General features: G+C 59.1%; 27 protein-coding genes. 13 read left to right on the top strand and 14 right to left on the bottom strand.

Annotation, left to right across the window (positions count from 1 at the left end):
* The first annotated feature begins 47 nt into the window (after nt 1-47).
* From AC13EY_RS02985 to AC13EY_RS02955, 7 genes are all read left to right on the top strand, one after another.
* Nucleotides 48-1,172 (top strand): NAD(P) transhydrogenase subunit alpha, encoded by a 1,125-nt coding sequence (locus AC13EY_RS02985; RefSeq protein WP_088274313.1) that lies wholly within the window; start codon nt 48-50, stop codon nt 1,170-1,172.
* A 10-nt stretch (nt 1,173-1,182) separates the two neighbouring features.
* Nucleotides 1,183-1,503 (top strand): NAD(P) transhydrogenase subunit alpha part 2, encoded by a 321-nt coding sequence (locus AC13EY_RS02980; protein ID WP_172409641.1) that lies wholly within the window; start codon nt 1,183-1,185, stop codon nt 1,501-1,503.
* A 7-nt stretch (nt 1,504-1,510) separates the two neighbouring features.
* A complete protein-coding gene (locus AC13EY_RS02975) occupies nt 1,511-2,938 on the top strand; it encodes an NAD(P)(+) transhydrogenase (Re/Si-specific) subunit beta (RefSeq protein WP_088274312.1) in 1,428 nt (475 codons plus the stop codon).
* A 487-nt stretch (nt 2,939-3,425) separates the two neighbouring features.
* Nucleotides 3,426-4,205 carry a dienelactone hydrolase family protein gene (locus AC13EY_RS02970; RefSeq protein WP_228245001.1) on the top strand — a complete coding sequence of 260 codons (780 nt, stop codon included), beginning with the start codon at nt 3,426-3,428 and terminating at the stop codon, nt 4,203-4,205.
* 198 nt (nt 4,206-4,403) lie between these two features.
* On the top strand, nt 4,404-5,753 hold the full coding sequence (locus tag AC13EY_RS02965) for a hypothetical protein (RefSeq protein WP_228245000.1): 1,350 nt from the start codon (nt 4,404-4,406) through the stop codon (nt 5,751-5,753).
* A 104-nt stretch (nt 5,754-5,857) separates the two neighbouring features.
* A complete protein-coding gene (locus AC13EY_RS02960; RefSeq protein ID WP_228244999.1) occupies nt 5,858-7,654 on the top strand; it encodes an ABCB family ABC transporter ATP-binding protein/permease in 1,797 nt (598 codons plus the stop codon).
* Between the two features lie 81 nt (nt 7,655-7,735).
* On the top strand, nt 7,736-8,137 hold the full coding sequence (locus AC13EY_RS02955) for a nuclear transport factor 2 family protein (RefSeq protein WP_228244998.1): 402 nt from the start codon (nt 7,736-7,738) through the stop codon (nt 8,135-8,137).
* A 106-nt stretch (nt 8,138-8,243) separates the two neighbouring features.
* Here AC13EY_RS02955 and AC13EY_RS02950 read toward each other — a convergent pair whose 3' ends face one another.
* From AC13EY_RS02950 to pyrC, 6 genes are all read right to left on the bottom strand, one after another.
* Entirely contained in the window at nt 8,244-9,455 is a 1,212-nt protein-coding gene (locus AC13EY_RS02950; RefSeq protein WP_228244997.1) for a nitrate/nitrite transporter, read from the bottom strand.
* 165 nt (nt 9,456-9,620) lie between these two features.
* Nucleotides 9,621-10,055 carry a universal stress protein gene (locus AC13EY_RS02945; RefSeq protein ID WP_228244996.1) on the bottom strand — a complete coding sequence of 145 codons (435 nt, stop codon included), beginning with the start codon at nt 10,053-10,055 and terminating at the stop codon, nt 9,621-9,623.
* 4 nt (nt 10,056-10,059) lie between these two features.
* Nucleotides 10,060-12,642 (bottom strand): TRAP transporter permease, encoded by a 2,583-nt coding sequence (locus tag AC13EY_RS02940; protein ID WP_228244995.1) that lies wholly within the window; start codon nt 12,640-12,642, stop codon nt 10,060-10,062.
* Nucleotides 12,643-12,831: 189 nt separating this feature from the next.
* On the bottom strand, nt 12,832-13,803 hold the full coding sequence (locus AC13EY_RS02935) for a TAXI family TRAP transporter solute-binding subunit (protein ID WP_228244994.1): 972 nt from the start codon (nt 13,801-13,803) through the stop codon (nt 12,832-12,834).
* A 213-nt stretch (nt 13,804-14,016) separates the two neighbouring features.
* Nucleotides 14,017-14,652, bottom strand: a complete 636-nt coding sequence (gene rnt / locus AC13EY_RS02930) for a ribonuclease T (RefSeq protein ID WP_266101704.1) — start codon at nt 14,650-14,652, stop codon at nt 14,017-14,019.
* Between the two features lie 70 nt (nt 14,653-14,722).
* Nucleotides 14,723-15,757, bottom strand: a complete 1,035-nt coding sequence (gene pyrC, locus AC13EY_RS02925) for a dihydroorotase (RefSeq protein WP_228244992.1) — start codon at nt 15,755-15,757, stop codon at nt 14,723-14,725.
* A 255-nt stretch (nt 15,758-16,012) separates the two neighbouring features.
* On the opposite strand from pyrC, the gene AC13EY_RS02920 reads away from it, so the two are divergent.
* The 4 genes from AC13EY_RS02920 (at nt 16,013) to AC13EY_RS02905 (ending at nt 19,630) form a co-directional block, all read left to right on the top strand.
* A complete protein-coding gene (locus tag AC13EY_RS02920) occupies nt 16,013-16,861 on the top strand; it encodes a flagellar protein MotY (RefSeq protein ID WP_228244991.1) in 849 nt (282 codons plus the stop codon).
* A gap of 152 nt (nt 16,862-17,013) precedes the next feature.
* Nucleotides 17,014-18,231 carry an argininosuccinate synthase gene (locus AC13EY_RS02915; protein WP_088274300.1) on the top strand — a complete coding sequence of 406 codons (1,218 nt, stop codon included), beginning with the start codon at nt 17,014-17,016 and terminating at the stop codon, nt 18,229-18,231.
* A gap of 126 nt (nt 18,232-18,357) precedes the next feature.
* On the top strand, nt 18,358-18,744 hold the full coding sequence (gene gloA, locus AC13EY_RS02910) for a lactoylglutathione lyase (protein ID WP_482876717.1): 387 nt from the start codon (nt 18,358-18,360) through the stop codon (nt 18,742-18,744).
* Nucleotides 18,745-18,781: 37 nt separating this feature from the next.
* Nucleotides 18,782-19,630, top strand: a complete 849-nt coding sequence (locus AC13EY_RS02905) for a nitrate- and nitrite sensing domain-containing protein (protein WP_482876715.1) — start codon at nt 18,782-18,784, stop codon at nt 19,628-19,630.
* Here AC13EY_RS02905 and AC13EY_RS02900 read toward each other — a convergent pair.
* Nucleotides 19,617-20,945, bottom strand: a complete 1,329-nt coding sequence (locus AC13EY_RS02900; protein ID WP_228244988.1) for a deoxyguanosinetriphosphate triphosphohydrolase — start codon at nt 20,943-20,945, stop codon at nt 19,617-19,619. The genes AC13EY_RS02905 and AC13EY_RS02900 overlap by 14 nt on opposite strands.
* Before the next feature lie 118 nt (nt 20,946-21,063).
* On the opposite strand from AC13EY_RS02900, the gene AC13EY_RS02895 reads away from it, so the two are divergent.
* Both AC13EY_RS02895 and AC13EY_RS02890 read left to right on the top strand, forming a co-directional pair.
* Nucleotides 21,064-21,315, top strand: a complete 252-nt coding sequence (locus AC13EY_RS02895; RefSeq protein WP_228244987.1) for a glutaredoxin family protein — start codon at nt 21,064-21,066, stop codon at nt 21,313-21,315.
* A gap of 3 nt (nt 21,316-21,318) precedes the next feature.
* Nucleotides 21,319-21,771: a YcgN family cysteine cluster protein gene (locus AC13EY_RS02890; protein WP_228244986.1), complete on the top strand. Its 453-nt coding sequence runs from the start codon at nt 21,319-21,321 to the stop codon at nt 21,769-21,771.
* Here the strand turns inward: AC13EY_RS02890 and AC13EY_RS02885 are convergent.
* The 7 genes from AC13EY_RS02885 to rsxG form a co-directional block, all read right to left on the bottom strand.
* Nucleotides 21,768-22,541, bottom strand: a complete 774-nt coding sequence (locus AC13EY_RS02885) for an MlaA family lipoprotein (protein WP_228244985.1) — start codon at nt 22,539-22,541, stop codon at nt 21,768-21,770. The genes AC13EY_RS02890 and AC13EY_RS02885 overlap by 4 nt on opposite strands.
* Nucleotides 22,538-23,839: a serine/threonine protein kinase gene (locus AC13EY_RS02880; protein WP_228244984.1), complete on the bottom strand. Its 1,302-nt coding sequence runs from the start codon at nt 23,837-23,839 to the stop codon at nt 22,538-22,540. Before AC13EY_RS02880 ends, AC13EY_RS02885 begins: the two co-directional genes overlap by 4 nt.
* Nucleotides 23,840-23,909: 70 nt before the next feature.
* A complete protein-coding gene (locus tag AC13EY_RS02875; RefSeq protein ID WP_088274292.1) occupies nt 23,910-24,125 on the bottom strand; it encodes a DUF2061 domain-containing protein in 216 nt (71 codons plus the stop codon).
* 162 nt (nt 24,126-24,287) lie between these two features.
* Nucleotides 24,288-24,467, bottom strand: coding sequence for a PA3496 family putative envelope integrity protein (locus AC13EY_RS02870; protein WP_228244983.1), 180 nt, complete (start codon nt 24,465-24,467; stop codon nt 24,288-24,290).
* A 144-nt stretch (nt 24,468-24,611) separates the two neighbouring features.
* Nucleotides 24,612-25,247: an endonuclease III gene (nth, locus tag AC13EY_RS02865; RefSeq protein ID WP_228244982.1), complete on the bottom strand. Its 636-nt coding sequence runs from the start codon at nt 25,245-25,247 to the stop codon at nt 24,612-24,614.
* Between the two features lie 13 nt (nt 25,248-25,260).
* A complete protein-coding gene (locus AC13EY_RS02860) occupies nt 25,261-25,977 on the bottom strand; it encodes an electron transport complex subunit E (RefSeq protein WP_228244981.1) in 717 nt (238 codons plus the stop codon).
* Between the two features lie 3 nt (nt 25,978-25,980).
* Nucleotides 25,981-26,619 (bottom strand): electron transport complex subunit RsxG, encoded by a 639-nt coding sequence (rsxG, locus tag AC13EY_RS02855; RefSeq protein ID WP_228244980.1) that lies wholly within the window; start codon nt 26,617-26,619, stop codon nt 25,981-25,983.
* Nucleotide 26,620: the final 1 nt, after the last annotated feature.

Raw genomic sequence — 26,620 nt, 5'->3', positions numbered from 1 at the left:
GCTGCAAACTGTTGTATGCTTCGCGGGATTTTTTCCCAGGAGTGACCATGGCTATCAGTTTGTATGTTGCTAAAGAAACCCGGCGCCACGAAAAACGTGTCGCGCTGGTGCCTGCGGTCGTTGCCAAGTTGCAGAAGCTTGGCATCGAGCCTTGTGTCGAACCCGGTGCTGGTTTGCTGGCCCGGATTCCCGACAATGACTTCACTCAGGCCGGTGCGGCCGTGGCCCCGGCTCCGGCCGAGACCCGGCTGTTCTTCCGAGTGCAGCCACCGTCGCTGGAAGACATTCAGGAAATGCCGGAAGGCTCCATTCTGTGCTGCTTCATCTATGCACAGCGCGAGCCCGAAATCGTAAAAGCACTGCGTGACAAGCGTATTACCTGCTTTGCGATGGAGCTGATTCCGCGTATTACTCGCGCCCAGGCAATGGACGCGCTGTCTTCCCAGGCTGCTCTGGCTGGCTACTACGCTGCGCTGATGGCTGGTACTCACCTGCACCGGATTCTGCCGATGATGACCACAGCGGTGGGCTCCCTGCGTCCGGCCAAGATTCTGGTCATGGGTGCTGGTGTGGCCGGCCTCCAGGCGCTGGCAACCGCCAAGCGCCTCGGTGCGATGATCGAAGGCTACGACGTACGTCCTGAAGTCCGTGAACAGGTACAGTCGGTTGGCGGCAAGTTCGTCGACACCGGTGTATCTGCGGTAGGCGAGGGCGGTTACGCCCGTGAGCTGACGGCTGAAGAGCAGAAACAGGTCAATGATGTGTTGACCCGTCACGTTCAGCAGGCCGATGCAATCATCACCACTGCGTCCATCCCCGGCAAGCCAAGCCCCAAGATTCTGACCGAAGAGCAGATCATGGGCATGAAGAGCGGCTCGGTGATCATCGACCTCGCAGCGGAAGGCGGTGGCAACACCCCGCTGACTCAGCCTGGTGACACTGTGGAAGTTGGTCCGGTAACCATCGTTGCACCACTGAACATCGCCAGTCACCTCGCTGAGCATGCTTCTGAACTTTACTCCCGCAACCTGCTGGCTCTGGTTGGCCTGATGGTCAAGGACGGCGAGTTGTCTCTGGATTGGGAAGATGAGGTGCTGGCTCGCTCGGTACTGACCCACGACGGTGAAATCCGCAATGACGCAGCGCGCGCCGCTGTCGAACAGCTGGCCTGAGGACGGTTTGATGGAAATGACAACTACCATTACAGGCTTCGTTGCCCTGTATATCTTTTTGCTGGCCGCGTTTACCGGCTACGAAATCATCGGCCGCGTTCCGGCCATTCTGCACACCCCGCTGATGTCCGGCTCCAACTTCATCCACGGTATCGTGGTGGTGGGTGCCATGTGGGCCCTGCTGAACGCAGGCTCCACCCTTGAGCAGGTGATCGGTTTTGTTGGTGTTCTGCTGGGCGCAGGCAACGCGGCGGGTGGCTATGTGGTCACCGAGCGGATGCTCGAAATGTTCAAGCCGACCAATAAAGCCTCTGGTGCGGACAAGGAGTAAGTAGACCATGTTCAGTACGTTTTTGATTGACGCGGCCTACTTTGTCGCAGCATTTCTGTTTCTGTACGGCCTCAAGCGCATGGCCAGCCCGGTTACCGCGCGTTCGGGTATCGTTGTCGCCGGTGGCGGCATGGTGCTGGCGGTTGCTGCCGCCTTCCTGTACGGCTTTGACGTCAGCGCACGCGCCGAGCCGTATCTGACCACCAACGTGATCCTGCTGGTAATTGCGCTGGGTCTGGGTATCGGCTGGGCGTGGATTAGCGGCAAGCGTGTTGCCATGACCGATATGCCGCAGATGGTTGCCCTCTATAACGGCATGGGTGGCGGTGCTGCTGCCGCGATTGCTGCCACCGAGCTGCTGTCCGGCAACGCGCTGGCGCACGGCCCGGTTGTGACCGTGCTGGCGATCCTCGGCGGTCTGATTGGTGCGGTTGCACTGTCCGGCTCGCTGATTGCCTGGGCCAAGCTCGATGGCCGCATGAACAAGGCCTGGCGCCTGCCCAAGCACCAGTACGTCAACGCTGCGCTGCTGTGTGGTGCGCTGTTCATCGGTGCGGTTGTCACCGTCATGGCGGTTGTGGGGGCTGAAGAAACGCCGATTCTGCTGATTCTGGTGTTCTTTGCCGTTGCGCTGGCACTGGGCGTGCTGCTGACCACCCCGATCGGTGGTGCAGACATGCCGGTCGTGATCTCCCTGTACAACGCCTTCACCGGTCTGGCGGTTGCCTTTGAAGGGTTTGTACTGCAGAACCCGGCGATGATCATTGCCGGTACCGTGGTAGGTTCCGCTGGTACGCTGCTGACTCTGATGATGGCCAAAGCGATGAACCGCCAGGTCAGCAACATCATCTTCAGCGACTTCGGTGGTGAAGACGACGGTTCCGACGGTGAAATCCAGGGCACCATGAAGGCCTGTGACGCATCCGATGCGGCGATTTCCATGTTCTACGCGAACAAGGTCATCATCGTTCCGGGTTACGGTCTGGCGGTTGCCCAGGCGCAACACAAGCTGTACGAATTCGTGAAACTGCTGCAGAAGCAGGGCGTTGAAGTCAGCTTCGCGATTCACCCGGTTGCCGGCCGTATGCCGGGTCACATGAACGTACTGCTGGCTGAAGCCGGTGTACCGTACGACATCATTCATGACCTGGAAGACATCAACGAAGAGTTTGCACAGGCCGATGTTGCCATCGTTCTGGGTGCCAACGACGTCGTCAACCCGGCCGCGCGTACCCGCAAGTCCAGCCCGATCTACGGCATGCCGATCCTCAACGTGGATCAGGCGCGTCAGGCCTACGTGGTCAAGCGTGGTCAGGGCAAGGGCTACTCCGGTGTCGAGAACGAACTGTTCTTCCTCGACAACACCTCGATGGTGTACGGCGATGCCCAGAAGGTGATGGTGCAGATGATCGAAGCGGTCAAGTCGCTCGGTTAATTGGCTCCTATGCGGTAAGCGAAGCCCCTGTTCGAAAGAACAGGGGCTTTTTTGTGTTTGCTCGAGGACTGCGGGGGTAACCGTTTCCTTCGGTTTATCGTTTTATTCATGCGCTGTTGCTAAGTCAGCCTTTCGCCTTCACGGCGAGCCAAGGGGGGCTGCTTGCCCAGCCCCCCTTGGCGATCCCCCCGGGCACCCGGCTACGCGGCCCTTCGGGTTCGCTGCGTTGCTCGGTCTGGCGGGGGCCGGCAGAACTCGTCGCTACGCTCCTCAAACAGGCTGCCGTCCTTTTTCCCGCCAGCCCTGCGCTACTCGCCCGCGTAAACGGGACGAACCCCAGTGCACACTCGATCCTCTGCGCATGCGGTTAATTGCCTCGAAAAGTCCCTTCTCGAATTTACCTTGATAATCCGCAAAGAGCCTTTTATGCGCCTGCGTGCGGAGTATGCTGAGCTATCTTGTAATACCAATAACCCAGGAGACTGTAATGAAACGAACGCTGACAACGCTGGTGTTGAGCGGTCTGGCCGGTATGGTACAGGCGGACATGACGGTGCAGACGGTGCCTTACGAAATCGACGGCCAGTCCTATGAAGGGTTACTGGTCTTTGATGAGGCGGTCACCACGCCGCGCCCGGGGGTGCTGATGGTGCCCAACTGGATGGGGGTCACCGAGGCCGCGGCCGAGAAGGCGGCCAAGGTGGCCGGTTCTGAATATGTGGTGTTTGTAGCAGACATGTATGGCCGTGATATCCGTCCGCAGAATGCGGACGAAGCGGCTGCTGCGGCCACCACGGTCCGCAACGATCGGCCGATGATGCGGGCGCGAGCCAATGCCGCCCTGGACGTACTGCGTGCCCAACAGGGGGCGGTCCCGCTGGATATTGATAATCTGGCGGCCATCGGCTTCTGTTTTGGCGGCGGAACGGTACTTGAGCTTGCGCGTTCCGGTACGGAAATTCGCGGCGTCGTCTCCTTCCACGGCAACCTGGATACCCCCAACCCTGATGACGCCAAGGCTATTAGCATGCCGGTTCTGGTTCTTCATGGTGCGGACGATCCCTTCGTGCCGGAGCAGCAGGTTGCCGATTTCAGTGCAGAAATGCGTGCTGCCAATGTTGACTGGCAGTTGATCAGCTATGGTGGTGCTGTCCATTCGTTCAGCGACCCCTACGCGGCGATGCCGGGGAAGGCTGAATACAATCCGGTGGTTGCCAAGCGTGCTTTCTCGGCCATGAAGCAATTCTTTGCTGAGGTGATGGACTGAAACGGGCAGCAGCGGAGTGCGTTCGCTACCGCTGCTGCTGTGTCTGGTTGGCGGATAAGCTGCGGCACGTTCGCTTCATCGACAACAGTGATGGTAACACCTTGGTCACCCGCCAGCCGCTCTGGCTGGCATAATCAGAGCAGGCCCACCGTCGGGTGAGCCAAATAAGAAGAACAATCAACAATACTGGAGACGGGTATGTCGCAACCTGAACAACCTGGTTGGCGCTGGGGGCCGTTTACCTTCCGCTTGCCGTTCTATCACTCCAAACTGTGCTGGCCGGAGTTCTTTCAGGGCCTGCTGATCGCAGCCGCAACAGGCCTGTCGCTGGTCCCGCTGATGACCGGCTTTTTCGGTCTGAGCTTCGAAGAGGCCGTCGCCGTCTCGCTTATTCATTCGATTCTGATCACCTCGTCGATCATCGTCTTCGGCGAACCTTACGCACCGGGCTGGATTACGCCGGCCCTGCCGCTGGTACTTGCCTTTGTACTTGGTGGCTACGAAACCCCGGATGAGCGCTTCCAGGCGATGACTGCATTATCTCTGGATTTTGCGCTGTTGCTGTTTTTGCTGGGTATTACCGGGCTTGGCAAACGTTTCATGCTCTGGCTACCCGACACGCTGAAAGCGGGGATCATCCTTGGCGCCGCTATCGCCGCGCTGAAAAGGGTGTTGGTCGACGACGCTGAACGTTTTCTGCTGCAACAGCCGATCGCAACGACCATCGCCTGCGCGGTTTGCCTGATCTTTGCTTTCAGCCTGCCCATGGCCAAACTGAAAGAAAAGTACCGTTTCTTCGCGCTGCTTGGCGCACTCGGCCTGCTGCCCGGCTTTGTGCTGGCGGGCATTATCGGCCCGATGGTGGGTGAGGTGAGCTACGACATTCAGTGGGGCATCCTGATTCCGCCGCTGGGCGATGCCTGGGCCAAAGTGTCGCCGTTTGCCATTGGCTGGCCAAGCATGGAGATGTTCATTCAGGGTATGCCGCTGGCCCTTATCACCTACGTGATCCTGTTCGGCGATCTGGTGACCGGTAATGAAGTCATTCGTGAAGGCCTGCAAAACCGCCAGGATGAGCACATCGACATCAACCCGACCCGCTCGCACATCTCGCTGGCCATTCGTAACGCGCTTATGGGTATCAGCGCGCCATTCTTCCCGACCCAGGGGGCACTGTGGACCGGCGTGCACGTGATCATCATGCAGCGCTGGAAACAGGGCAAGGAAGCGATGGGCAGCCTGCACAGCGGTCTGGCGTCCTATTACCTGATGGGTCTGCCGATCCTGTTCTTCCTGCTGCCGCTGCTGACCGGGCTGAAGCCGCTGCTTGGGATTGCGCTGTCGCTGACGCTGGTATTGACCGGGTTTGCCTGCGCCTATATCGCCATGGCGATTCCCAAGAACAACACTTCCCGCGGCGCGGTGGTGTTGATCGGTGCCGCACTGGCGTTCTTCGAGCCCTGGATAGGCCTGCTGATCGGTATTGCAACCACATTGCTGCTGGTCGGCTGGGACCGTAACCCGGACCCGATTCCGCACGAGGACTGAGCGCAGCTCCGCCGCCCTACATGCGGTACACTTCTGGGGCCTGAACGCGTTTGCGCTCAGGCCCTTTGTGTTTTCAGCCATTCCTTTTTCTGCCGAGAGTTGCCGTGCGCCCACGCTCCGACAGCCAGTACGCCGGTGGCCCGGTCAACTGGCGCATCATCTTTGATCTGTTGCCCTATCTGCGCGAGTTTCGCGGACGGGTAGTGTTGGCCATGCTCTGCATGCTGGTTGCCAAGCTGGCCGGCGTAGCGGTGCCGTGGCTGCTCAAACTGATTGTTGATCACTTTGAAAACGCCGCTGACGCACTGGTACTGGTGCCTGCAGCGTTATTGCTGTTCTACGGTGTGCTGCGTTTCTCGTCGGTATTTTTCGGTGAGCTGCGCGATGCGGTCTTTGCCCGTGTTGCCGAGCGGGCGATGCGGCGCATCTCGCTGCAGGTGTTTGAGCATCTGCACCGGCTTGACCTCGGATTTCATCTGTCGCGGCGCACCGGTGGTCTGGCCCGGGACATCGAGCGGGGCACGTCAGGCATCAGCTTTCTGTTGCGCTTTATGGTGTTCAACATTCTGCCAACGCTGATCGAGATTGGCCTGATCAGTGTGATTCTGCTGGCCAACTTCAGCGCGGTGTACGCGGCGGCCGTGCTGGTGGCGGTGCTGCTGTATGGCAGTTTCTCCATCTGGTGCACCGAGTGGCGCAACCGCTTCGTGCGCGAAAGCAATCAGATGGACAACCGCTCCAATACCCGCGCCATCGATAGCCTGCTGAATTTCGAAACGGTCAAATATTTCGGCAACGAGGCGTTTGAAGCCAGCGAGTACGACCGCAACCTGCAGGACTGGGAAGCGGCTCGGATGAAGAACCGGCTGTCGCTGGTGGCACTCAACTCGGGGCAGGCGCTGATTATCGCGGGGGCTGTCACCTTGATGATGGTGCTGGCGGCGCGCGAGGTCAGCGCCGGCAGCATGACCGTTGGTGAGCTGGTGATGATCAATGCCTACATGATTCAGCTGTTTATTCCGCTCAACTTCCTCGGTTTCGTCTACCGTGAGATCCGCGAGGCATTGACCAACATCGAGCGGCTGTTCACGCTGCTGCGCGCGCCGCTCAAGGTATTGGACGCTGAAAATGCCAAGGCGCTGCAACTGCATGGAGCATCAGTTCGCTTTCATGATGTGCACTATCGCTACAATCAGGGGCGTGAGGTGCTGAAAGGCATTACTCTCGAGATCCCGGCGGGACAGACCCTGGCGATTGTCGGTGCCAGCGGTGCCGGCAAGTCGACCCTCGCGCGGCTGCTGTTTCGTTTCTACGACGTAGACAGCGGCAGCATCAGCATCGACGGTCAGGACATTCGCTGCGTGACTCAGGACAGCCTGCGCCGCACCATCGGCGTGGTGCCTCAGGACACGGTGCTGTTCAATGCCAGCATCGGCTACAACGTCGCATACGGCGCACCGGGCGCCAGCGAGGACGAAATCTGGCGAGTGCTGGAGCTGGCGCAGCTGGATACCTTCGTGCGCAGCCTGCCGCAGAAACTGGATACCCCGGTGGGTGAACGGGGCCTGAAGCTCTCCGGCGGCGAAAAGCAGCGTATTGCCATCGCCCGCGTACTGCTCAAGAACCCGCCGATTCTGATTCTGGATGAAGCCACCGCATCGCTCGATACCCACGCTGAACGCCGCATTCTCGACGCCCTCAACCTGGTTGCCGAGCGTCGTACCACCCTGGCCATCGCCCACCGTCTCTCGACGATCGTCCACGCCGACAACATTGCCGTGATTGACCAGGGCGAGGTAGTGGAGCAGGGCACCCACGCCCAACTGCTGGCCAGGCAGGGTGCCTACGCGCGGCTGTGGGCGGATCAGCAACGGGAACGAATTGAGGTTGCGGACGCCTGATTCACCACCTGAATCTCCCTTGCGGCTGCATGCCAAAGGGGCAAACAATGGGCCTCACGCAGATAACAACAAGGAGCGGTGATGAGTAGCGTAATCGAGCGCTGGCACAAGGTTGTCGAGGCACAAAATCCAAGCGGTCTGGCAGATCTGCTGGCCGATGAGGTGGTCTTTCATTCGCCGGTGGTGCATACCCCGCAGGTTGGCAAGCCGATCACAACGCTGTATCTCTCCGCGGCGTTCAAGACATTGAACGAGCCCGGGCATTTCAAGTATTTGCGTGAAGTCATTGATGGCAACAACGCGGTACTGGAATTTCAGACCGAGATTGACGGCATTACCATCAATGGCATCGATATGATCCAGTGGAATGACGAAGGCAAGATCGTTGACTTCAAGGTCATGGTCCGCCCGCTCAAGGCGGTCAATGCGATTCACGCAGCCATGGGGCGTATGCTTGAAGCGATCAAGCCCGCCAAAGCCTGATATGCCATGGACAAGGCCGCCGGGGATCTCTGGCCGGCCTTGATTGCCAGGTCTTGCGCTCCACAGTCATTGACCGATTATGGATGCGCCTGACCGACCGCATGTCTCAAAGGCGTGCCCTGCCGGCACCCAAAGGCACCCATGCGGTGCGCCAGCGGTGCCTGACACCGAAAAGTCCCGCCCAGGCCAGAATGCAGAGCGCGGCGAACAGCCACAGTCCAAGCTGATAGTCGCCACTGTGTTGCTTGATGGCTCCCAGGCCTGCGGCCAGGATAAAACCGCCAACGCCGCCGGCCATTCCTATCGATCCGGTCATCACACCCATTTCACGCGAAAAGCGTTGGGGTACCAGCTGAAACACAGCACCGTTACCCATCCCCAAACCCAGCATTGCGATAACAAACAGGCTCAGGGCTGCCCATGCATCGGACAGGTTGAGGCCAACGATAGCGATACAGCCAGAGGCAATCGCATACATCATCAGCAAAGCTCGAATGCCGCCAACGCGGTCGGCCAGCATACCGCCAACTGGCCGCATCAGGCTGCCGACCATCACGCAGGCCGCTGTGTAATAACCGGCGCGAACCGGATCAAGGTCGTATTCGTCGCTGAAGTACCCGGGTAGCGCACTGGCCAGGCCGATGAAGCCGCCGAAGGTGATGCTGTAGAAGAACATGAACCATGCACTGTCGACATCGCGCAGCGCCCGGGCGTAGTCGATCAGCGCGGCAGGCGCAGGACGGCTGGGCGCATTGCGTGTCAGCAGCAAAAACACAAGCAGGGTGATACTCAGCGGGATAAGCGCCAGCCCGAACACGTTCTGCCAACCGAACAGATAGGCCAGCCCCGGTGCAAAAAGCGCGGCCAGGACTGTCCCGGAATTGCCGGCACCGGCTATGCCCAGGGCTGTTCCCTGATGCTCGGGCGGATACCACTGTGACGCCAGCGGAAGGGCAACGGCAAAGGACGCGCCCGCAAAGCCTAGCCCCAACCCCAGCAGCAGCGTTTGTTCGTAGCTGTCGATACCAAGCAGCCAGGCGATCGACAGCGAGAGTATGACGATCAACTGGCCGATGACACCTGCCAGTTTCGGTGACAGGCGATCTGCCAAGAAGCCGAGCAGCAGCCGCAGGAGCGCGCCGGATAGAATCGGGGTGGCAACCATGATGCCCCGTTGCTGCGCGTCAAGCTCAAGATTGGTCGCAATCTGTACCGCTAGCGGGCCAAGCAGGTACCAGACCATGAAGCTGATATCAAAGTAGAGAAACGCTGAAAACAGCGTGGGGGTGTGGCCTGACTTCCAGAACGAGGTACTCATTCGATAGACCTGTCGGTACTGCTAAGCGCTTTTAACTGTCTGTTGGCTGGTGTTCACACAGGCAAAAGCGCCTTTGCCAAGCCATCGCAATTACGAGCTTGGAGGCTGGCAGCCCATATCACACAGTAATATCAACGCAGATTCTGTGCCAAATGGGCTGGAGTATTAGCGGATAATCATCACGGATCGTTTTGACTGTTGCACGACGCGCAGCGCGTTGGTGCCAAGCAGGTAGTCTTCCAGCCGTTTACGCTTGTGAGACGCCATGACGATCAGGTCCACATCCAGCTTGCGCGCGACCCGGAGGATAGCCTCATAAGCTTTGCCGTCGGCGACGATGCGCTGCACTTTAACGCCTTTGGGCACGTGCTCGGCAACAAAGGCCTTAAGCCCGTCACTGATGTTTTTTTTGGCCTGTTCGGCAAATTCGCGCGGAAAGAAGCCGCCGACCAGAGGCATGCCGAAGTCGGGAACAACGGTCACGATGTGCAAGGATGCCTGATAGGTCTGGCACAGATTCAGAGCGGTTGGCAGCGCCTTTTCCCATGATTGCTTGTGGTTGAGGTCGATGGGCAACAGTATCTTGTCGTACATGATCATTTCCTTACGCATGGGCGCCGGCGGGGCGCCGACGCCATTGCAGTCCGAACACCAGCAGGAATACCCCAACGGCCGGAATCCACATCCATTCCTTGGCCCAACGATCTACCGGAGCCAGAATTTCGACGATCTCCTGATCAAACTCGAAGCCCAGATCCGCTGCAGGACTGCCGTAGGTCACCATATCAACGATTGTCCGGTCGCCATCTTCCATCAGTAGCAAGCCCAGTTTGTTCAGGCGTTCAGCGCCATTGGCACCTTCGGGAACCGGGACCAGCACAAAAAAGGTACGTGGCTGGCCGATGTCATCCGCCCCGGCGACCTGAACACGCAGGTTGCTGCCCTTATCAAGTCGCTCAAGGGATTGCTCCAGCTGGGCGGGCGGAATTGAACGATAGGGGTCATGAACGATATCCATCCAGAAGCCCGGACGGAACAGGGTGAAGGCGATCAGCAGCAACAGCAGGCTTTCATACCAGCGGCTCTTGACGACCAGCCAGCCCTGGGTGGCCGCTGCGAAGATCAGCATCGCGATGGTGGCCACCACGAAAATGATGATGCCGTGCAGCAGGTCCACGTCGATCAGTAGCAGATCAGTGTTGAAGATGAACAGGAACGGCAGTGCGGCTGTGCGCAGGCTGTAATAGAAGGCCTGGAAGCCGGTGCGGATTGGATCACCACCCGATACCGCCGCGGCGGCAAACGACGCCAGGCCAACGGGCGGCGTCACATCAGCCATGATGCCGAAATAGAACACGAACAGATGGACTGCGATCAGGGGCACCAGCAGGCCGCTTTCCTGTCCTAGCGTGACGATCACCGGTGCCAGCAGGGCAGACACCACAATGTAGTTGGCGGTAGTCGGCAGGCCCATGCCAAGGATCAGACTGAGTACCGCGGTCAGCAGCAACATCAGCATCAGATTGCCCATCGACAGGATCTCAACCAGGTCTGCCAGCACCAGACCAACACCGGTTTGCGAGACCGCACCGACGATAATCCCAGCGGTCGCGGTGGCGATGCCGATACCAATCATGTTGCGCGCACCGGCTACCAGCCCCTGCCAGAGCTCTTCAAAGCCTTGACGTAGCGCGCTGCCGGTATCGCCATCTCCACGAAACGCCGCCATCAGCGGGCGTTGGGTGAGCATGATCACGATCATCAGGATCGTTGCCCAAAATGCCGACAACCCGGGGGAGAGGTGCTCAACCATCAGGCACCAGATCAGCACGATCACCGGCAGGATGAAATGCAACCCGGACATCACCGTCGGACGGGTCTGCGGCAGGTGAACCACCGGGGAGTTGGGGTCATCCAGCTCCAGTTCCGGGTAGCGTGAACCGATCTTCAGCAGCCCGATATAAACGATGGCAAGGGCACCAGCTATCACCCAGCCGGCGGCGTCTCCCAGCGCCGGCTTAAGCCAGCCCAGGCCGTAATAGACCGCGAACGACAGTGCCATCAACAGCAGCAGGCCGGTGAGAAAACCAATGATCTTGCGCAGCAGCGGACGGGGTGGATTGCTGCTCTGCAGGCCCTGCATACCGGCCTTGACCGCTTCCAGATGAACGATATAAATCAGTGCGATATAGGAAATCAGCGCCGGCAAAAAGGCATGCTTGATGACGTCGACATAGGAAATGCCGACGTACTCGACCATCAGGAATGCGGCAGCACCCATCACCGGGGGCATGATCTGGCCGTTGACCGAGGAGGCAACCTCAACCGCGCCGGCTTTTTCCGCCGAGAACCCGACCCGTTTCATCATCGGGATGGTGAAGGTGCCGGTGGTAACGGTATTGGCGATAGAGGAGCCCGAGATCAGGCCGGTCATGCCGGAGGCGACCACAGCAGCTTTAGCCGGTCCGCCTCGGTAATGCCCCAGCAGCGAGAAGGCAACCTTGATGAAGTAGTTGCCGGCGCCGGCCTTATCGAGCAGTGAACCAAACAGCACGAACAGGAAGACGAAGCTGGTCGATACGCCCAATGCAATGCCGAATACGCCCTGTGCGGTGAGCCACTGGTGGTTGGTCAGCGCTTCCAGGCTGACGCCACGGTGTGCGAGGATGCCGGGCATATAGGGGCCGGCCACCGAATAGATGATGAAGACCAGCGCAACGATCATCAGCGGCGGGCCGAGCGCTCTTCGCGTAGCTTCGAGCAGCAGGATCAGCCCCGTCACGGCAACCACGACATCCTGGGTTGTCGGCCTGCCGGGGCGCTCTGCCAGCTCGGCATAAAACAGATAAAGATACGCGGCGCAGAAAGCGGCGATCAGCGCCAGAATCCAGTCAATAGCCGGCACATACTCTCGCGGCGAGCGTTTGAACGCGGGGTAGGCCATAAAGCCGAGAAACACCGCAAAAGCCAGGTGTATCGAGCGCGCCTCGGTACTGTTGAATACACCAAAGCCGACCAGAAAAGGAAGCGGCGAGGCGATCCACAGCTGAAACAGCGACCATATCGCTGCAATGCCCATCAGCAGATTTTTGGCCAGGCCGGTGGGCTTGCGGGCACCGGTATCACTGGTGGCGACCAGATCTTCCAGTTCAGTGTTGAGGTCGGTGGCGTCGCTTGGTTGGCTCATGGCTGCGCGCTTCTCCTGTGCATTTTGATTATGGTGCGGCAGTTGTCCTGCCGGTGCAGCATGCCTGTGGGCGCCGCGATAGGAACGAGATCTCGTGGACCCGCGTCCGGGGCTGCCGAAATGGCGGCAGCAAGGTAAATCGGGTAACCGAAAACAACCGGGCCACCCCTGAGGATGGCCCGTTTGGTGTTACATCCAGCCGCGTTCCTTGTAGTAGCGGATGGCGCCTTCGTGCAGCGGTGCCGAGAGGCCGTTCTTGATCATTTCCTCTTCCTTCAGGGTGGCAAAAGCCGGGTGCAGGCGCTTGAAGCGGTCGATGTTCTCGAATACCGCCTTCACTGTATGGTAGACAGTCTCGTCATCGGTAGCTGTGGAGGCTACCAGCGTTGCACGCACGCCGAAGGTCTCTGTGTCGGCGTCATTGCCACGATACAGGCCGCCCGGAATGATCGCCTTGGCGTAGTAGGGGCGCTCGCTGATCAACTGATCGATTTCCGGTCCGGATACCGATACCAGGTTGGCGTCGACAGTGGTGGTGGCCTCCTGAATGGAGCCGTTCGGATGACCGACGACATACACCATGGCGTCGATGTTGTTGTCACCCAGCGCAGCGGCCTGCTCGGCTGCATCAAGCGCAGAGGCCAGGGCAAAGTCGTCAACTGTCCAGCTCAGCGCCTGCATAACAACGTCCATGGTATCGCGCTGACCTGAGCCCGGATTGCCGATGTTGACGCGCTTGCCCTTGAGGTCCTTAACGCCGGCGATGTTGGCGTCGTTGCGGGCTACGATAGTGAGCGGCTCACCATGCAGGGCGAACAGGGCACGCATGTCACTGAAGGGGCCTTCGGATTCAAAGCTCTGAATGCCTTCATAGGATTTGTACTGAATGTCCGATTGCACCACGCCCATGTTCATCTCGCCGCCACGGATAGCGTTGACGTTGGCGACCGAACCACCACTGGAGGGAGCGTTGCAACGAATGCCGTGTTCGGCTGAATTGCGGTTGAGCAGGCGGCAGACCGATTGACCGACCACGTAATAAACACCGGTCTGACCACCGGTACCGATGGTGACAAAGGTTTCGGCTGCCGCGGTTGTTGCACCCAGTGAAGCGTATCCGATTGTGGCTGAGAACAGCAGGGCAAGGGATTTGCGCATCATGTGATGTAGCTCCTTTTTCTGATTGTCTGTGGCGACTGCAAGACAGCAGCCCGCCAGCGTGCGAGGCCCGATCCTGTAACAGGGCCGAACACATTCACCTGTTCAGTGTAGTGGATGATTTGAAATCCATTAGGACCATAACCGCAGCGCCGCGGTCGGGCAACCCTGATGGGGAAACGAAAACCCGGCCTGAAGCCGGGTTTTACGTGCGGATTACTCTACGGGTGGCCAGCCACCCATCTCGCGCCAGCGATTGACAATGGTGCAAAACAGGTCTGCTGTCTTCTCGGTGTCATATCGCGCCGAATGGGCCTCGCGGCCGTCGAAGTCGATACCGGCAGCGCTGCAGGCTTTCGCCAGCACTGTCTGACCGTAAGCCAGGCCGCCCAGCGTCGCAGTATCGAAACAGGAGAACGGATGAAACGGATTACGCTTGATCTGTGTGCGCTCGACTGCGGCGTTGAGAAAGCCCAGATCGAAGAAAGCGTTGTGCCCAACCAGAACGGCCCGCTTGCAGCCGGCAGATTTAACGGCCTTTCGGATGTGCTTGAAGATCTCGGTCAGTGCATGCTCTTCGCTTACTGCCTGGCGCAGCGGGTGGTCCAGCTTGATGCCGGTAAACTCCAGTGCCGCCTGTTCAATGTTGGCACCCTCGAAGGGCTCGACACGAAAGAAGGTCGTGTGGTCCGGGTAGACCATCCCTTCTTCATCCATGTTGATGGTGGTGGCTGCGATTTCCAGAAGCGCATCGGTCGCTGCATTGAAACCGCCGGTTTCAACATCAATGACGACCGGGAGAAAGCCCCGGAAACGATAGGCCAGAGGGGATTTGGTCTTGCCGCTTGGCAAGACGTCCTGTTCTTCGCCTTCGAAGTCGAACTCGCTCACGAAATATCCTTTGCTGTGTCGATGTGGAAGGTCAGACCAGGCGCCAGCGAATCTGTTCGCCGGCACGCAGTGGAACAATGCACTGATCGCCGAAGGGCAACTGATCGGCCACGGTCCAGCTGTCGCGTTCCAGGCTGATGGTGTCGGTGTTGCGTGGCAGACCGTAAAAATCGGGGCCGTGGAGGCTGGCAAAACCTTCCAGTTTCTCCAGGGCACCGAGTTCATCGAAGGCCTCTGCATACAGCTCAATGGCCGCGTGAGCGGTATAGCATCCGGCACAGCCACAGGCGGCTTCCTTGGCATGGCGGGCATGGGGAGCCGAATCGGTGCCGAGGAAGAATTTGCTGGAGCCGGATACGACTGCATCACACAGCGCCCGCTGGTGAGTCTGACGCTTGAGTACCGGCAGGCAGAACAGGTGCGGACGGATGCCGCCAACCAGCATGTGGTTGCGGTTAAACAGCAGGTGGTGCGCAGTAATGGTTGCGCCAACGTTGGCTGGAGCCTGATTGACAAAGCTCACCGCATCAGCGGTGGTAATGTGCTCGAACACCACACGCAGGGCCGGGAAGCGGTCCACCAGTTTGACAAGCTGCTGGTCGATAAAGGCTTTCTCACGGTCAAAAATGTCGACCTCGGCATGGGTGACCTCACCATGTACCAGCAGCAGCATGCCGACCTCGGCCATTGCTTCCAGCGCCGGATAGATGTTCTCCAGCGCGGTAACGCCAGACTGCGAGTTCGTCGTGGCACCGGCCGGATAAAGCTTGGCGGCAACCACCAGACCACTGGCGTGCGCCTGACGCACAATCTCCGGGGAGGTTTTGTCGGTCAGGTAGAGGACCATTAGCGGTTCAAAACGGGAGCCGGCCGGGCGTGCAGCCAAAATGCGTTCGCGGTACCCGGCGGCTTCCTCAGCGTCACGTACCGGGGGTACCAGGTTCGGCATGATGATGGCGCGGCCGAAGGCGCGAGCTGCATCCGGTACGGTGTGCTGCAGTACTGCGCCATCGCGCAGGTGAATATGCCAGTCGTCCGGGCGAATAAGCGTCAGGCGGTCGGTCATGCGTGGGGTTCCAGTCCAGATCAATGGCGCAATGCTAACCCAATCAACCCGGCTTTGACACTCCGAGGGCGCCTGTGCGCAAGGTTAGCCGGCAGATCAGTCGCTATGGGTGCGCCGTGCAGGGCCAGAATCCCGATTGAGGTGACGCCCGGCATTTTTTTGATTTGCAGGATAAAGTTTTTCCCGCACGCGCCGATGACACAGGCAATAGAAGCAGGCGCCCCGGTTTTCAGGGGGCGGCAATCGGAGAACCGTGTGACACGAATCCCTCTGGTCGTTCTGGCAGCGCTAACGTTTTCTGCCGAGGCAATGACCTTTCAGACCCGCATGGAAGACGTGCAATGGCAGGTCGAAGGGGATCAGTTTGCCTGCCGATTGACTCAGTCAGTCGCAGGATACGGTGAGGCGAGCTTTGTGCGGCGTGCCGGAGAGCATCCGCAATTCGAATTGACAGCCTGGGATAACCCGATGCGCCCCGGCCCGGCCCAGGTATTCAACGATCCGCCCCCCTGGCGCCCGGGAACGGCCGCCCAGTCGGTCGGGCAAATTGTGGTAGGCGCAGGTACCTATACCATGATGGCGCCCTATGAGCAGGCTGACCGCATGCTCGCCGGACTGGCCTCGGGCCTGCAGCCAACCATCATGCGTGGCAGCCAGGTAGGGGGCGATCCAGTCAGGGTGGTGATTTCCAGTGTGGGCTATCAAAAGGCGCGGCTGGACTTTCAACAGTGCATCAGCGGCCTGCTGCCGATCAGTGCGTCGCAGGCAGCCCAGAGCATCATCAGCTTTGGTGCCGGAGGCAGCAATCTGAGCGCCGACGCCAAAACCAGGCTCGACGCCATCCTGCAGTACATAAATGCCGATGAAAGCCTCAGTGGTATCATTCTCGACGGCCACTCGGATAATCAGGGCAACCGCCTGGACAACCGGGAACTGTCGCGCCAGCGCGCACTTGCCGTGCGGGACTACCTGACCGAGCAGGGCGTTGACGAAAACCTGTTTACAATGCGTTTTCATGGCGACAGCTATCCGGTCGCCAGTAATCGCACCGCCGAAGGTCGTGCAGCCAATCGCCGGGTAATGGTGCGGCTGCAGCACGACTGACGCGCAGCCCTTGGAACTGTTTTGCTCAATCGGCACAAGACCCGAAAGTCGAAGACCTCTCCCCTGTGAATCCTGCTGCTCTGGCGCTAGAATAGTCGCTTTCGTCCATTCCCTACGGGGTGGCGGTTCAGTCTTGCTTAAGGGAGCATGTAATGGCAGAAGTCAACAAAGTCGTCCTGGCCTATTCCGGCGGTCTGGATACCTCGGTCATCCTCAAATGGCTGCAGGAAACCTACAACTGCGAAGTGGTCACCTTCACCGCCGACCTCGGTCAGGGTGAGGAAGTGGAACCTGCACGCGCCAAGGCTCAGGCCATGGGCGTAAAGGAAATCTACATCGACGACCTGCGTGAAGAGTTTGTCCGCGACTTCGTGTTCCCGATGTTCCGTGCCAACACCGTCTATGAAGGCGAGTACCTGCTGGGTACCTCTATCGCCCGTCCGCTGATTGCCAAGCGGCTTATCGAAATTGCCAACGAAACCGGTGGTGACGCCATCTCCCACGGCGCTACCGGCAAAGGCAACGATCAGGTTCGTTTCGAGCTGGGTGCCTACGCGCTCAAGCCTGGCGTGAAAGTGATTGCTCCCTGGCGCGAATGGGATCTGCTGTCCCGCGAAAAATTGATGGATTATGCCGAGAAACACGGCATTCCGATCGAGCGCCATGGCAAGAAGAAGTCTCCCTACTCGATGGATGCCAACCTGCTGCACATCTCCTATGAAGGTGGCGTGCTGGAAGATACCTGGACCGAGCACGAGGAAGACATGTGGCGTTGGACTGTTTCCCCGGAGAACGCACCGGACCAGGCCACCTACATCGAACTGACCTACCGCAAGGGCGACATCGTCGCGATCGATGGCAAGGACATGACCCCGGCTGAGGTCCTGACCTACCTTAACAAGGTCGGTGGTGCCAATGGTATTGGTCGCCTGGATATCGTTGAGAACCGCTTCGTCGGCATGAAGTCCCGTGGCTGCTACGAGACCCCCGGCGGCACCATCATGCTGAAGGGCCACCGCGCTATCGAGTCCATCACACTGGACCGTGAAGTTGCGCACCTCAAAGACAGCCTGATGCCGAAGTATGCCGAGCTGATCTACAACGGTTTCTGGTGGAGCCCCGAGCGTGTGATGCTGCAACAGATGATCGATGCGTCCCAGTTGAACGTAAACGGTGTGGTTCGCCTGAAGCTGTACAAGGGCAACATCATGGTTGTTGGTCGCAAGTCTGATGACTCTCTGTTCGACGCCAACATCGCTACATTTGAGGACGACGCCGGTGCTTACGACCAGGCCGACGCCGCCGGCTTCATCAAACTGAACGCGTTGCGCATGCGCATCGCAGCCGGTAAAGGTCGCAAGCTGATCTGATCAGCATTCATTGTGACGACAAAACGCCCGGCGGAAGCAATTTCGCCGGGCGTTTTCGTTTATATGTTGCTAGCAGTGGTGGTAAACCGGTAGCTTTGGCTGCATCGACACGCAAGGGTAGCGATCATGCGAATTCTGCACACCATGCTCCGGGTCGGAGATCTTGAAAAGTCCGTGGCCTTCTACACCGAGGTACTGGGTATGACCCTGTTAAGGCGCAAGGACTATCCAGAAGGACGCTTTACCAACGTGTTTGTCGGCTACGGAAACGAGGCGGACCACGCGGTGCTGGAGCTGACCTGGAACTGGGACACCTCTTCCTACGATCTTGGATCGGGATACGGGAACATCGCGATTGAAGTTCAGGACGTCTATCTTGCCTGCGAACAGATTCGGCAGGCTGGAGGCAAGATCGTGCGCGAGGCCGGGCCAATGAAACACGGTACTCGGGTACTGGCCTTCGTTGAAGACCCGGATGGTTACCGAATTGAACTTCTGTCTGCCGTGGCATGAACTCGGAAGCTGATCTGGCTTTCGGGGAGGAGTGAGAATGGGGGCGGTGCTTGCAGCGATAGTGGTGTTAGTGCTGGTCGGATGGGGCGTCAGCGTCCACTACAGGCGTCGCCGTGAGCGCAAGGCCCTGCTCTCGGTCCTTGCCCAGATTCGTGTGCTGCGCCAACTTGTCGAGCAGGTGCAACGTCTCCGGGGACTCAGCTACGGGGTCATGTCCGGTGAGCGGAGCCTTGAAGCACGGCGCTGGTCGGTCCACCAGCAGGTCAATCAGTTGTTTGAAACCTGTCAACTCTATCAGCCCTCCCTCCACTGGCACGGCAGCTGGCACGATGCACTGGCGTGCTGGACTCAGCTCGAGGAGGGCAGGGACGAGCAGGATCCGGAGTCGATGCTTCTCATCCACAACGAGATGATACGTAATCTGCTGGCAACGGTGCAGGGCTTGGCTGAACGCCATGATCTGGTATGCCTCGGCCGGCTTGCGCCGCAGGCCGAGGGCCTGTGGCTGGAGTTATTGCGTAACACCGAGATCGTTGGTCAATCCCGGGCGATAGGTACCGGGATTGCGGCCAATCGCCAGAATCAGGCGGGCGCGCGGGCGAAGCTGGCGGCGTTGGCGGCGCAGCTTCGTGAGCAGTGCTATGCCGTGCTGGCACGGTTGGCCTCGGATCCGGAGCTGCGCTCATTGGTCGACCATCCGGTCAGGGCGGCGGAGGATGCGCTCGATGTACTGCTCGAACGCATCAGCGCTCTGCTTGACAGCCCTGAGCCGGGAATTGACTCAGCCGGCTACTTTCAGACGGCCACGCAGGCCTTGAGCGCGCAGTTATTACTGGTAGACATGCTACTTGCCCGGCTTGAAAGGCGAGCGCTCAGTTCCGACTGATACCGCGAATCTGGGCTGCCATATCGGCTGCATACAGATCGGTCATCCCGGCAATAAAATCCACTACCCGAAGATAGCTGCGATAGGGTGGCCAGTCCGCCTGCGGTATGGTGTGGCCCAGCAGATCGAGAATGCGCTGGTGCTTGAAGCTGAGGTTCTGACCGGCGTGCAGCTCGTTGACTGCGCCGCAGAAGGCATCCAGCAGTGTCTCCAGTGTGCTGTAGGCGCCGATTTCGTGCAGCGTCTTGCGTTTGTCCTGGAAGATGCGCTTGCGTGCCATCTGCTTGGCGTCGAGTACGCAGCGCCGTGCTGCGCCATGCATGTGCTCGACCAGATCACCCTCCAGATCACCCGCCAACAGCGTTGGTTGCTGCTCAATGAAGGCCTCCGCAGCAGCGTTGACCAGATGTTCTATCGCCTTGCCGCGCAGAATGGCCAGCCGGCGACGTTGGGAGTCCTGGGGGCCGAGTAGCCGGTAGGTTTCCGGCAGGTCGTCACCGACCAGATCGAGCAGGACTTGCTCAACTTCAGCGTAGGCAAGCAAATCCATTTCCAGCCCGTCTTCCAGGTCAATCAGGCCATAGCAGATATCGTCAGCGGCCTCGACCAGATACACCAGGGGGTGCCGACTGAAGCGCTGATCTCCCTGGGCGGGTAGCCCGAGCTTCTCGGCAATCTGCTTGAGCAGCGGGTATTCGGCCTGATAACAGCCGAACTTGTTTTTCTTGTAGCCAAGCGTATCGGCATGCCGTGCCGTCCAGGGATACTTGAGATAGGCGCCCAGGGTCGCGTAGGTCAGGCGCATGCCGCCTTCGGCCTGGTGGTATTCGATCTGGGTCAGCACCCTGAATCCCTGGGCGTTGCCTTCAAAGTGCAGGAAGTCATTGCGCTCGGCATCGCTCAAGGCATCGAGCAGACCTTGGTCGGCAGCCTGCCTGAACCAGTGACGTATGGCGTCTTCGCCGGAATGGCCATAGGGCGGGTTGCCAATGTCATGGGCCAGACACGCGGCCTGAACGATGACACCCAGATCTGCAGGCTGGCACCATTCCGGCAACTGCCCGCGCAGCATCTCGCCGACCCGCATGCCGAGCGACCTGCCCACACAGCCAACTTCAAGGCTATGGGTCAGGCGGGTATGGATATGATCGTTGCTGGAGACCGGATGAACCTGGGTTTTCTTGCCTAGCCGGCGGAAAGCCCCGGAGAAGATGACGCGGTCGTGGTCCTTGTGGAAGGGGGTGCGGCCCAATTCCTCATCGCTGGTGAAGGTTTTACCCAGCCGCTCGCGGCACAGTAGTGTTTCCCAATCCATAGAACTCTCCATAGGCAGTGCCCTGAGTATGTTGGATGGCGGCATCGCTGCCAAGCGTGGTCGGCAGAGAAGGGCAAACAGGGTAGAATGCCGGCTTTTCAGTTTCTGTGTGCAGCCAATGATTCAGCTCAATCTTTACGGCACCCTGGGGTGCCACCTGTGTGATGCCGCTCTTGCCGAGCTGGCGCCGCTGATGACGGATGTGCAGGTCAATCAGGTAGATATCGTCGACAGCAACGAGCTGATGGAACGCTACCAGCTGCGCATTCCGGTGCTGCAGCGCGTAGATAGCGGCGCCGAACTGGATTGGCCGTTCGATCTGGCCAGCCTGATGGCCTGGCTGGGTGACAGTCTGCGTGAGGAGGGCTGAGCGATGGCGATGCGTGTTGAGCCGTTCTGGAAGCGCAAAACCCTGGAGCAGCTGGATCAGGACGAGTGGGAGTCGCTGTGCGATGGCTGCGGCCTGTGCTGCCTGCAGAAGCTGGAAGATGAAGACGAACCGCAGGCGATTTACTACACCCGCATTGCCTGTAAGCTGCTCGACCTCAAGACCTGCCGCTGCAGCGATTACCCGAACCGTCGCCAATTCGTGCCGGACTGCATTCAGCTGACGCCGGGCAAGGCGCAGGATTTTGCCTGGTTGCCACCCAGTTGCGGCTATCGCCTGGTAGCCGAAGGTGAGGACCTGCCGCCGTGGCACCATCTGGTGTGCGGTGATCGCAATGCCGTTCATAAAGCGGGAATCTCCCAGTCCGGTCAGATGCTGGCTGAGGGCAGCGTGCCGGACGACGACTGGGAAGACCACATCATTTTCCGCGTCGGCTAGTTGTCGACCTCAAATTCGCGCAACTTGGTATACAGGTAGCGTACCTGGTCGTATTCGAACGGACTGTCCAGCGCGCCATAGCGGAAGGGTGTCTGGTAACGCAGATCAATCGCCCAAATGCCCCAGGTCGCCTGATAGTCGTTCATAACGTCCCGGCTGTGCATGTAGTTGACGTAATCCTCCAGCACCCAGTCTGCGGTTCGTCCGGTACCGTCGCGCAGGCTGGATGGCCCCAAAAACGGAAGAACCAGATAGGGGCCCGGTGGCACGCCCCAGACGCCGAGTGTCTGGCCGAAGTCTTCCTTCTGCCGGGGCAGTCCCATTTTTCCGGCTACATCAAATATCCCGGCCAGCCCGAAAATACTGTTGAACAGCAGGCGAGCGGTGGTCTGCCCGCTGCGCTTGAACTTACCCTGCAATAAGCTGTTTCCGAGATTAGGAATCTCACCCAGGTTATTGAAAATATTGGATACGCCAGTTCGAACTGGCCGCGGAGTGGCCCATGCATAGGTGCGTACAACGGGCAAATACACATAGCGATCGAATTGTGCGTTGAAACGATAGATGCGGCGGTTCAAGCCCTCGATTGGATCCTGCACATTGAGTGCACGCAGGCTGGAGCGTTCAAACTGGTAGCGATTTTCGCTTTCATCGATGTCCAGCTCCAGCAGCGGGTCACTGTACAGCGGCACTGTGTCGACCGGCTCGGCGGAGAGCGTTGGCGCGCTGATCAGGAAGGCCAGCAGGGGCAGATTGACTAACGGCTTCATTGCGAGCCTCCCTGCAAAAACTGCAGATACCGTCGGGCTACCGGCGCATAGTCCAGATTGCCCCCGTGACCACCCGACGGGTACAGAAAGGCGCGCTCGCCAAAGGTCTGCGCGAGAAAATGGTAATCGTCGCGGGTCAGGATCAGCTCACTGGCGTTACTGACCACGGCAACCTTCGCATTGCCGTGCAGAAACGCGCCCAGGTGTCTGAGGCTGGTCTGTTCAGCCATCTGTTGCAGGTCGCCGTCGGCGTTGCGGCTTTGCCAGGCCGGCAGCAATTGGGTTTCGACATAACAGCTGAAATCGCAGAACAGCGCGCGGCGAAGATAGGGTGTGAGTGATGTGCTGACCTTTAGACGTTGATCAGCCGGAGCGTAGCGCCCGCCACCATTGATCAGGTCGCTCATGAAGTTCAGATCGGCGGCTGCGAAACGAAATACGGCGCCAATCAGCATGGCCAGCTCCGCATCGGTCAGGGCTTGCGGTGAACTCTGAATTTCCTCGAAGAGACTGGCCTGAATATCACTGTTGCCGCGGCTGGCAAAGTGACGGGACAGTTTCTGAAAGATATGTTCGTAAAAACTGTCGTTGTCGCTGACGCCGGCAATACGGGTATAGGACAGCGCATCCAGCCGCCGAACCGAGGCATACAGATCCACTGGCGGGTTGAGCAGCAATACCCGCTGAAAATCGAACTGGCCCAGGTGCTCGTCCAGCTCGGCGACGAAGGCCGCATGCAGTGCGCCCAGGCTGAAACCGGCGAGTCGGTAGCTGGTGATTTCCAGATCGAGTTCATTGCGCGCCTTGGCCAGGGCCATGCTCATGGCGGTATGCAGATCCCGCGCATCGTCTGCAGCAATGCCCGGCATGCCGCTTCGCGAGGCGGCGGCAATAAAGTCGTGATTGGTAGGCGAGGACAGTACGATGACATGCATGCCAGCCTGCCAAAATAGCCGTTTGAGGTAATCCATGCGGCTGCTGTCGTAGCCGGAGCCGGTGCCGGCAATCAGAAAGATCAGCGGGGCGGGCTTATCGTGCCAGGCTACTCGATAGTGCAGATCGCGATACTGGGACAGTGCCGGCGGCAGGTGGCGCTCGGGCAGCACGCGAACCTTGAGGTCGACCTGCTGTACGTCTACTTCCGGGGGGACTGCAGCCTGCAGCCGTTCAGGAGTGCCTGCAACGGTTGCCATAAAGGGGTTGGACACCGGGTAGGCATAGGGCTCGGCTTGCACCGACAGAGGCAGGCAGGCAAGCAGGGCAGTGCAAAGGGCACGAATTCCGGGAAAGCGTAGCAAGCGGGTTCTCTTCCTGAGGGATTCAGGAGATTTAACCGCAAATCGGGGATAAAGTTCCGCTTTTTTCGACTCAGGCAGAGAGCGGAATCGGCAAGCGCGCCCGGCGAACATGCCGGCGGCGCTCCAGCCGATTCCAGAGTTTTTCATGGAAATAGAACGCCACGGTGTTGATGGCCGGCTCAATCAACGCGACCGCACCACCGATCATGATGCTGCCGGTCAGCAAATACACCACACCGAAGGCGATGGAAAAGTGCATGCAGGCGAAGGTGATGGTTTTGGTCATGGCAGTATCCCTGAACACGCTTAACAAGAATCATTAGTAGTGTTGTCAGGGTAGTCAGGGCCAAGCGATTAATGAATCGAATTTGTTTAATTGCGCTGATAGATATGAGCGATAGCTCTTGGCGAAAAAAAGCGCAGGGCAGGGCCTGCGCTTTCAGGGATGTCACTCAAAATCGAAGTCGCTAAGCTCCCTTTGCAGACGTCGCTCTTCCAGATAGTTGTCGATCAAGCGGCGCTTGGTCAGGCTACTTTTGGAAATGGGTGCGCTGTCGGTATCGGGGGTGTCATCGTCTTCGATGAACTCGTCGTCGTCCAGTTCGATATCTGATTTGGCTTGGCTCATGACTCAACTCCACGCTGAACATGTCATTTGCGCACCTTATAAACGCAGATACGAATTTGCGGAAATAGATTTTTTCAATTGAATTTAACGACGAAACGCAGTGTATTTTCACTGCGTTACCGGAGGCGGGATCGCGCTTGGGATTCAGTCGGATGTCTTGTGCTTGTAGTCGCACAAATCCTCTATACGACAGCTGCCGCACTGCGGCGTTCGCGCCTTGCAGACATAGCGACCGTGCAGGATCAGCCAGTGATGGGCGTCTACCAGAAACTCCTTGGGCACGTGCTTGAGAAGCTTCTTTTCGACCTCAAGCACGTTCTTGCCAGGTGCAATGCCGGTGCGATTGCTGACGCGGAAAATATGCGTGTCCACCGCCATGGTCGGCTGGCCAAAAGCGGTGTTGAGCACCACGTTGGCGGTCTTGCGGCCGACGCCGGGCAGGGCTTCGAGTGCCTCGCGTGTCTGCGGCACCTGGCTGTCGTGCTCTTCGATCAGAATCTTGCAGGCGGCAATGACGTTGCGGGCTTTGCTGTTGTACAGGCCGATGGTCTTGATGTACTCGCTCAGACCATCGACACCCAATGCATAGATGGCTTCCGGAGTATTGGCGACCGGGAACAGTTTGTCGGTCGCCTTGTTGACGCCAACGTCGGTCGCCTGCGCCGAAAGTGTTACCGCCACCAGCAACTCGAACGGCGTGCTGAATTTCAGCTCGGTAGTCGGATGAGGATTATCCTCGCGCAGCCGGCGGAAGATTTCGTAGCGCTTTTCCTTGTTCATCGCGTCGCCTGTTTCAGCTGATGGTGCCGGTGACACGCACCCGCTTGCTGCCTGCCGCGGCCGGTTTGGCTTCACGAGCTGCGGCGCGTTCCTTGACCTTGGCGTCGATCAGATTCTTCAGGGCGATCAGCAGGCCCATGAAGACGAACGCACCGGGCGGCAGGATGACGAACAGCACGTCCTTGTAGTTGGGGAATACCACCAGCTTCCAATCTGCGGCAGTCGGGCCGAGCAGCAGGTCCATGCCGGCAAACAGCGTGCCGTGGCCGACCAGCTCGCGCAGGCCGCCCAGCACGATCAGCACCAGGGTAAAGCCCAGGCCCATCATGAAACCGTCGACCAGCGAGGGCAGCAGCGGATTCTTCGAGGCGAAAGCGTCGGCACGACCAAGGATCACGCAGTTGGTGACGATCAACGGGATAAAAATGCCGAGGATCTGGTACAGCTCATAGGTAAAGGCCTGCATCAGCAGTTCGATACAGGTGGTCAGAGCGGCGATGATCATGACGAAGGCGGGCAGGCGCACAGCGTCGGTCACGGCGCTGCGAATCAGCGACACGGCAAGGTTGGAGCCGGCCAGCACCAGGATGGTCGCCAGACCCAGACCAAGTGCGTTGACCACCGAGCTGCTGACACCCAGCAGCGGGCAGAGACCGAGCAGTTGAACCAGACCGGGGTTGTTGTGCCAAAGACCGTCAGCGGTGATCTCGGAGAGCGTCTTGGTCGCCATGGATTACTCCTCGTCCAGCTGCAGAAGGCTGGCCCGGTGTGCGTCGAAATAGGTAAGTGCCTGATAGACCGCCTTGACGACGGCCCGCGGGGTAATGGTTGCGCCGGTAAACTGGTCAAACTCGCCGCCATCCTTCTTTACCGCCCATTGTTCGGGCACCGGCATGCTCAGACTCTTGCCGTTGAAGTCCAGCACCCACTGGCTTTTTGCGGTCTCAATCTTGTCTCCCAGACCGGGGGTTTCACGGTGATTGACACTGCGCACCCCGGCGATACTGCCATCGGCATTGATGCCGACCAGCAGGTCAATGCGGCCACTGTAGCCGTCAGGGGCGACGACCGGCAGGATCACGGCGCTGACTGCGCCGTCGTTGCGTGCGCGGTAGGCATCTTTCGCGGCGGTCAGACTCAGGTACTGACGGTCGTCGATGGCAAAATTGTCGGCCAGCAGATCGTTGTCGTGCCGGTCGTGGGGAATGATCTCGTTCAGCGCGCTGAGCTGAACCCGGCGCTGGGCTTCGTCAATGCGCTCCGCTGTGCCTTGCTGGGTGACCGCAATCATGCCCACGGTCGCCATGGCGAACAGGCCCAGAATCAGGCTGTTGCGCAGGATCGAGCTGCTGGTACTGGTAGGATTTTCCATG

The organism is Halopseudomonas sp. L-58, assembly GCF_056859475.1.
This window is presented reverse-complemented; position numbering and strand designations above follow the sequence as displayed.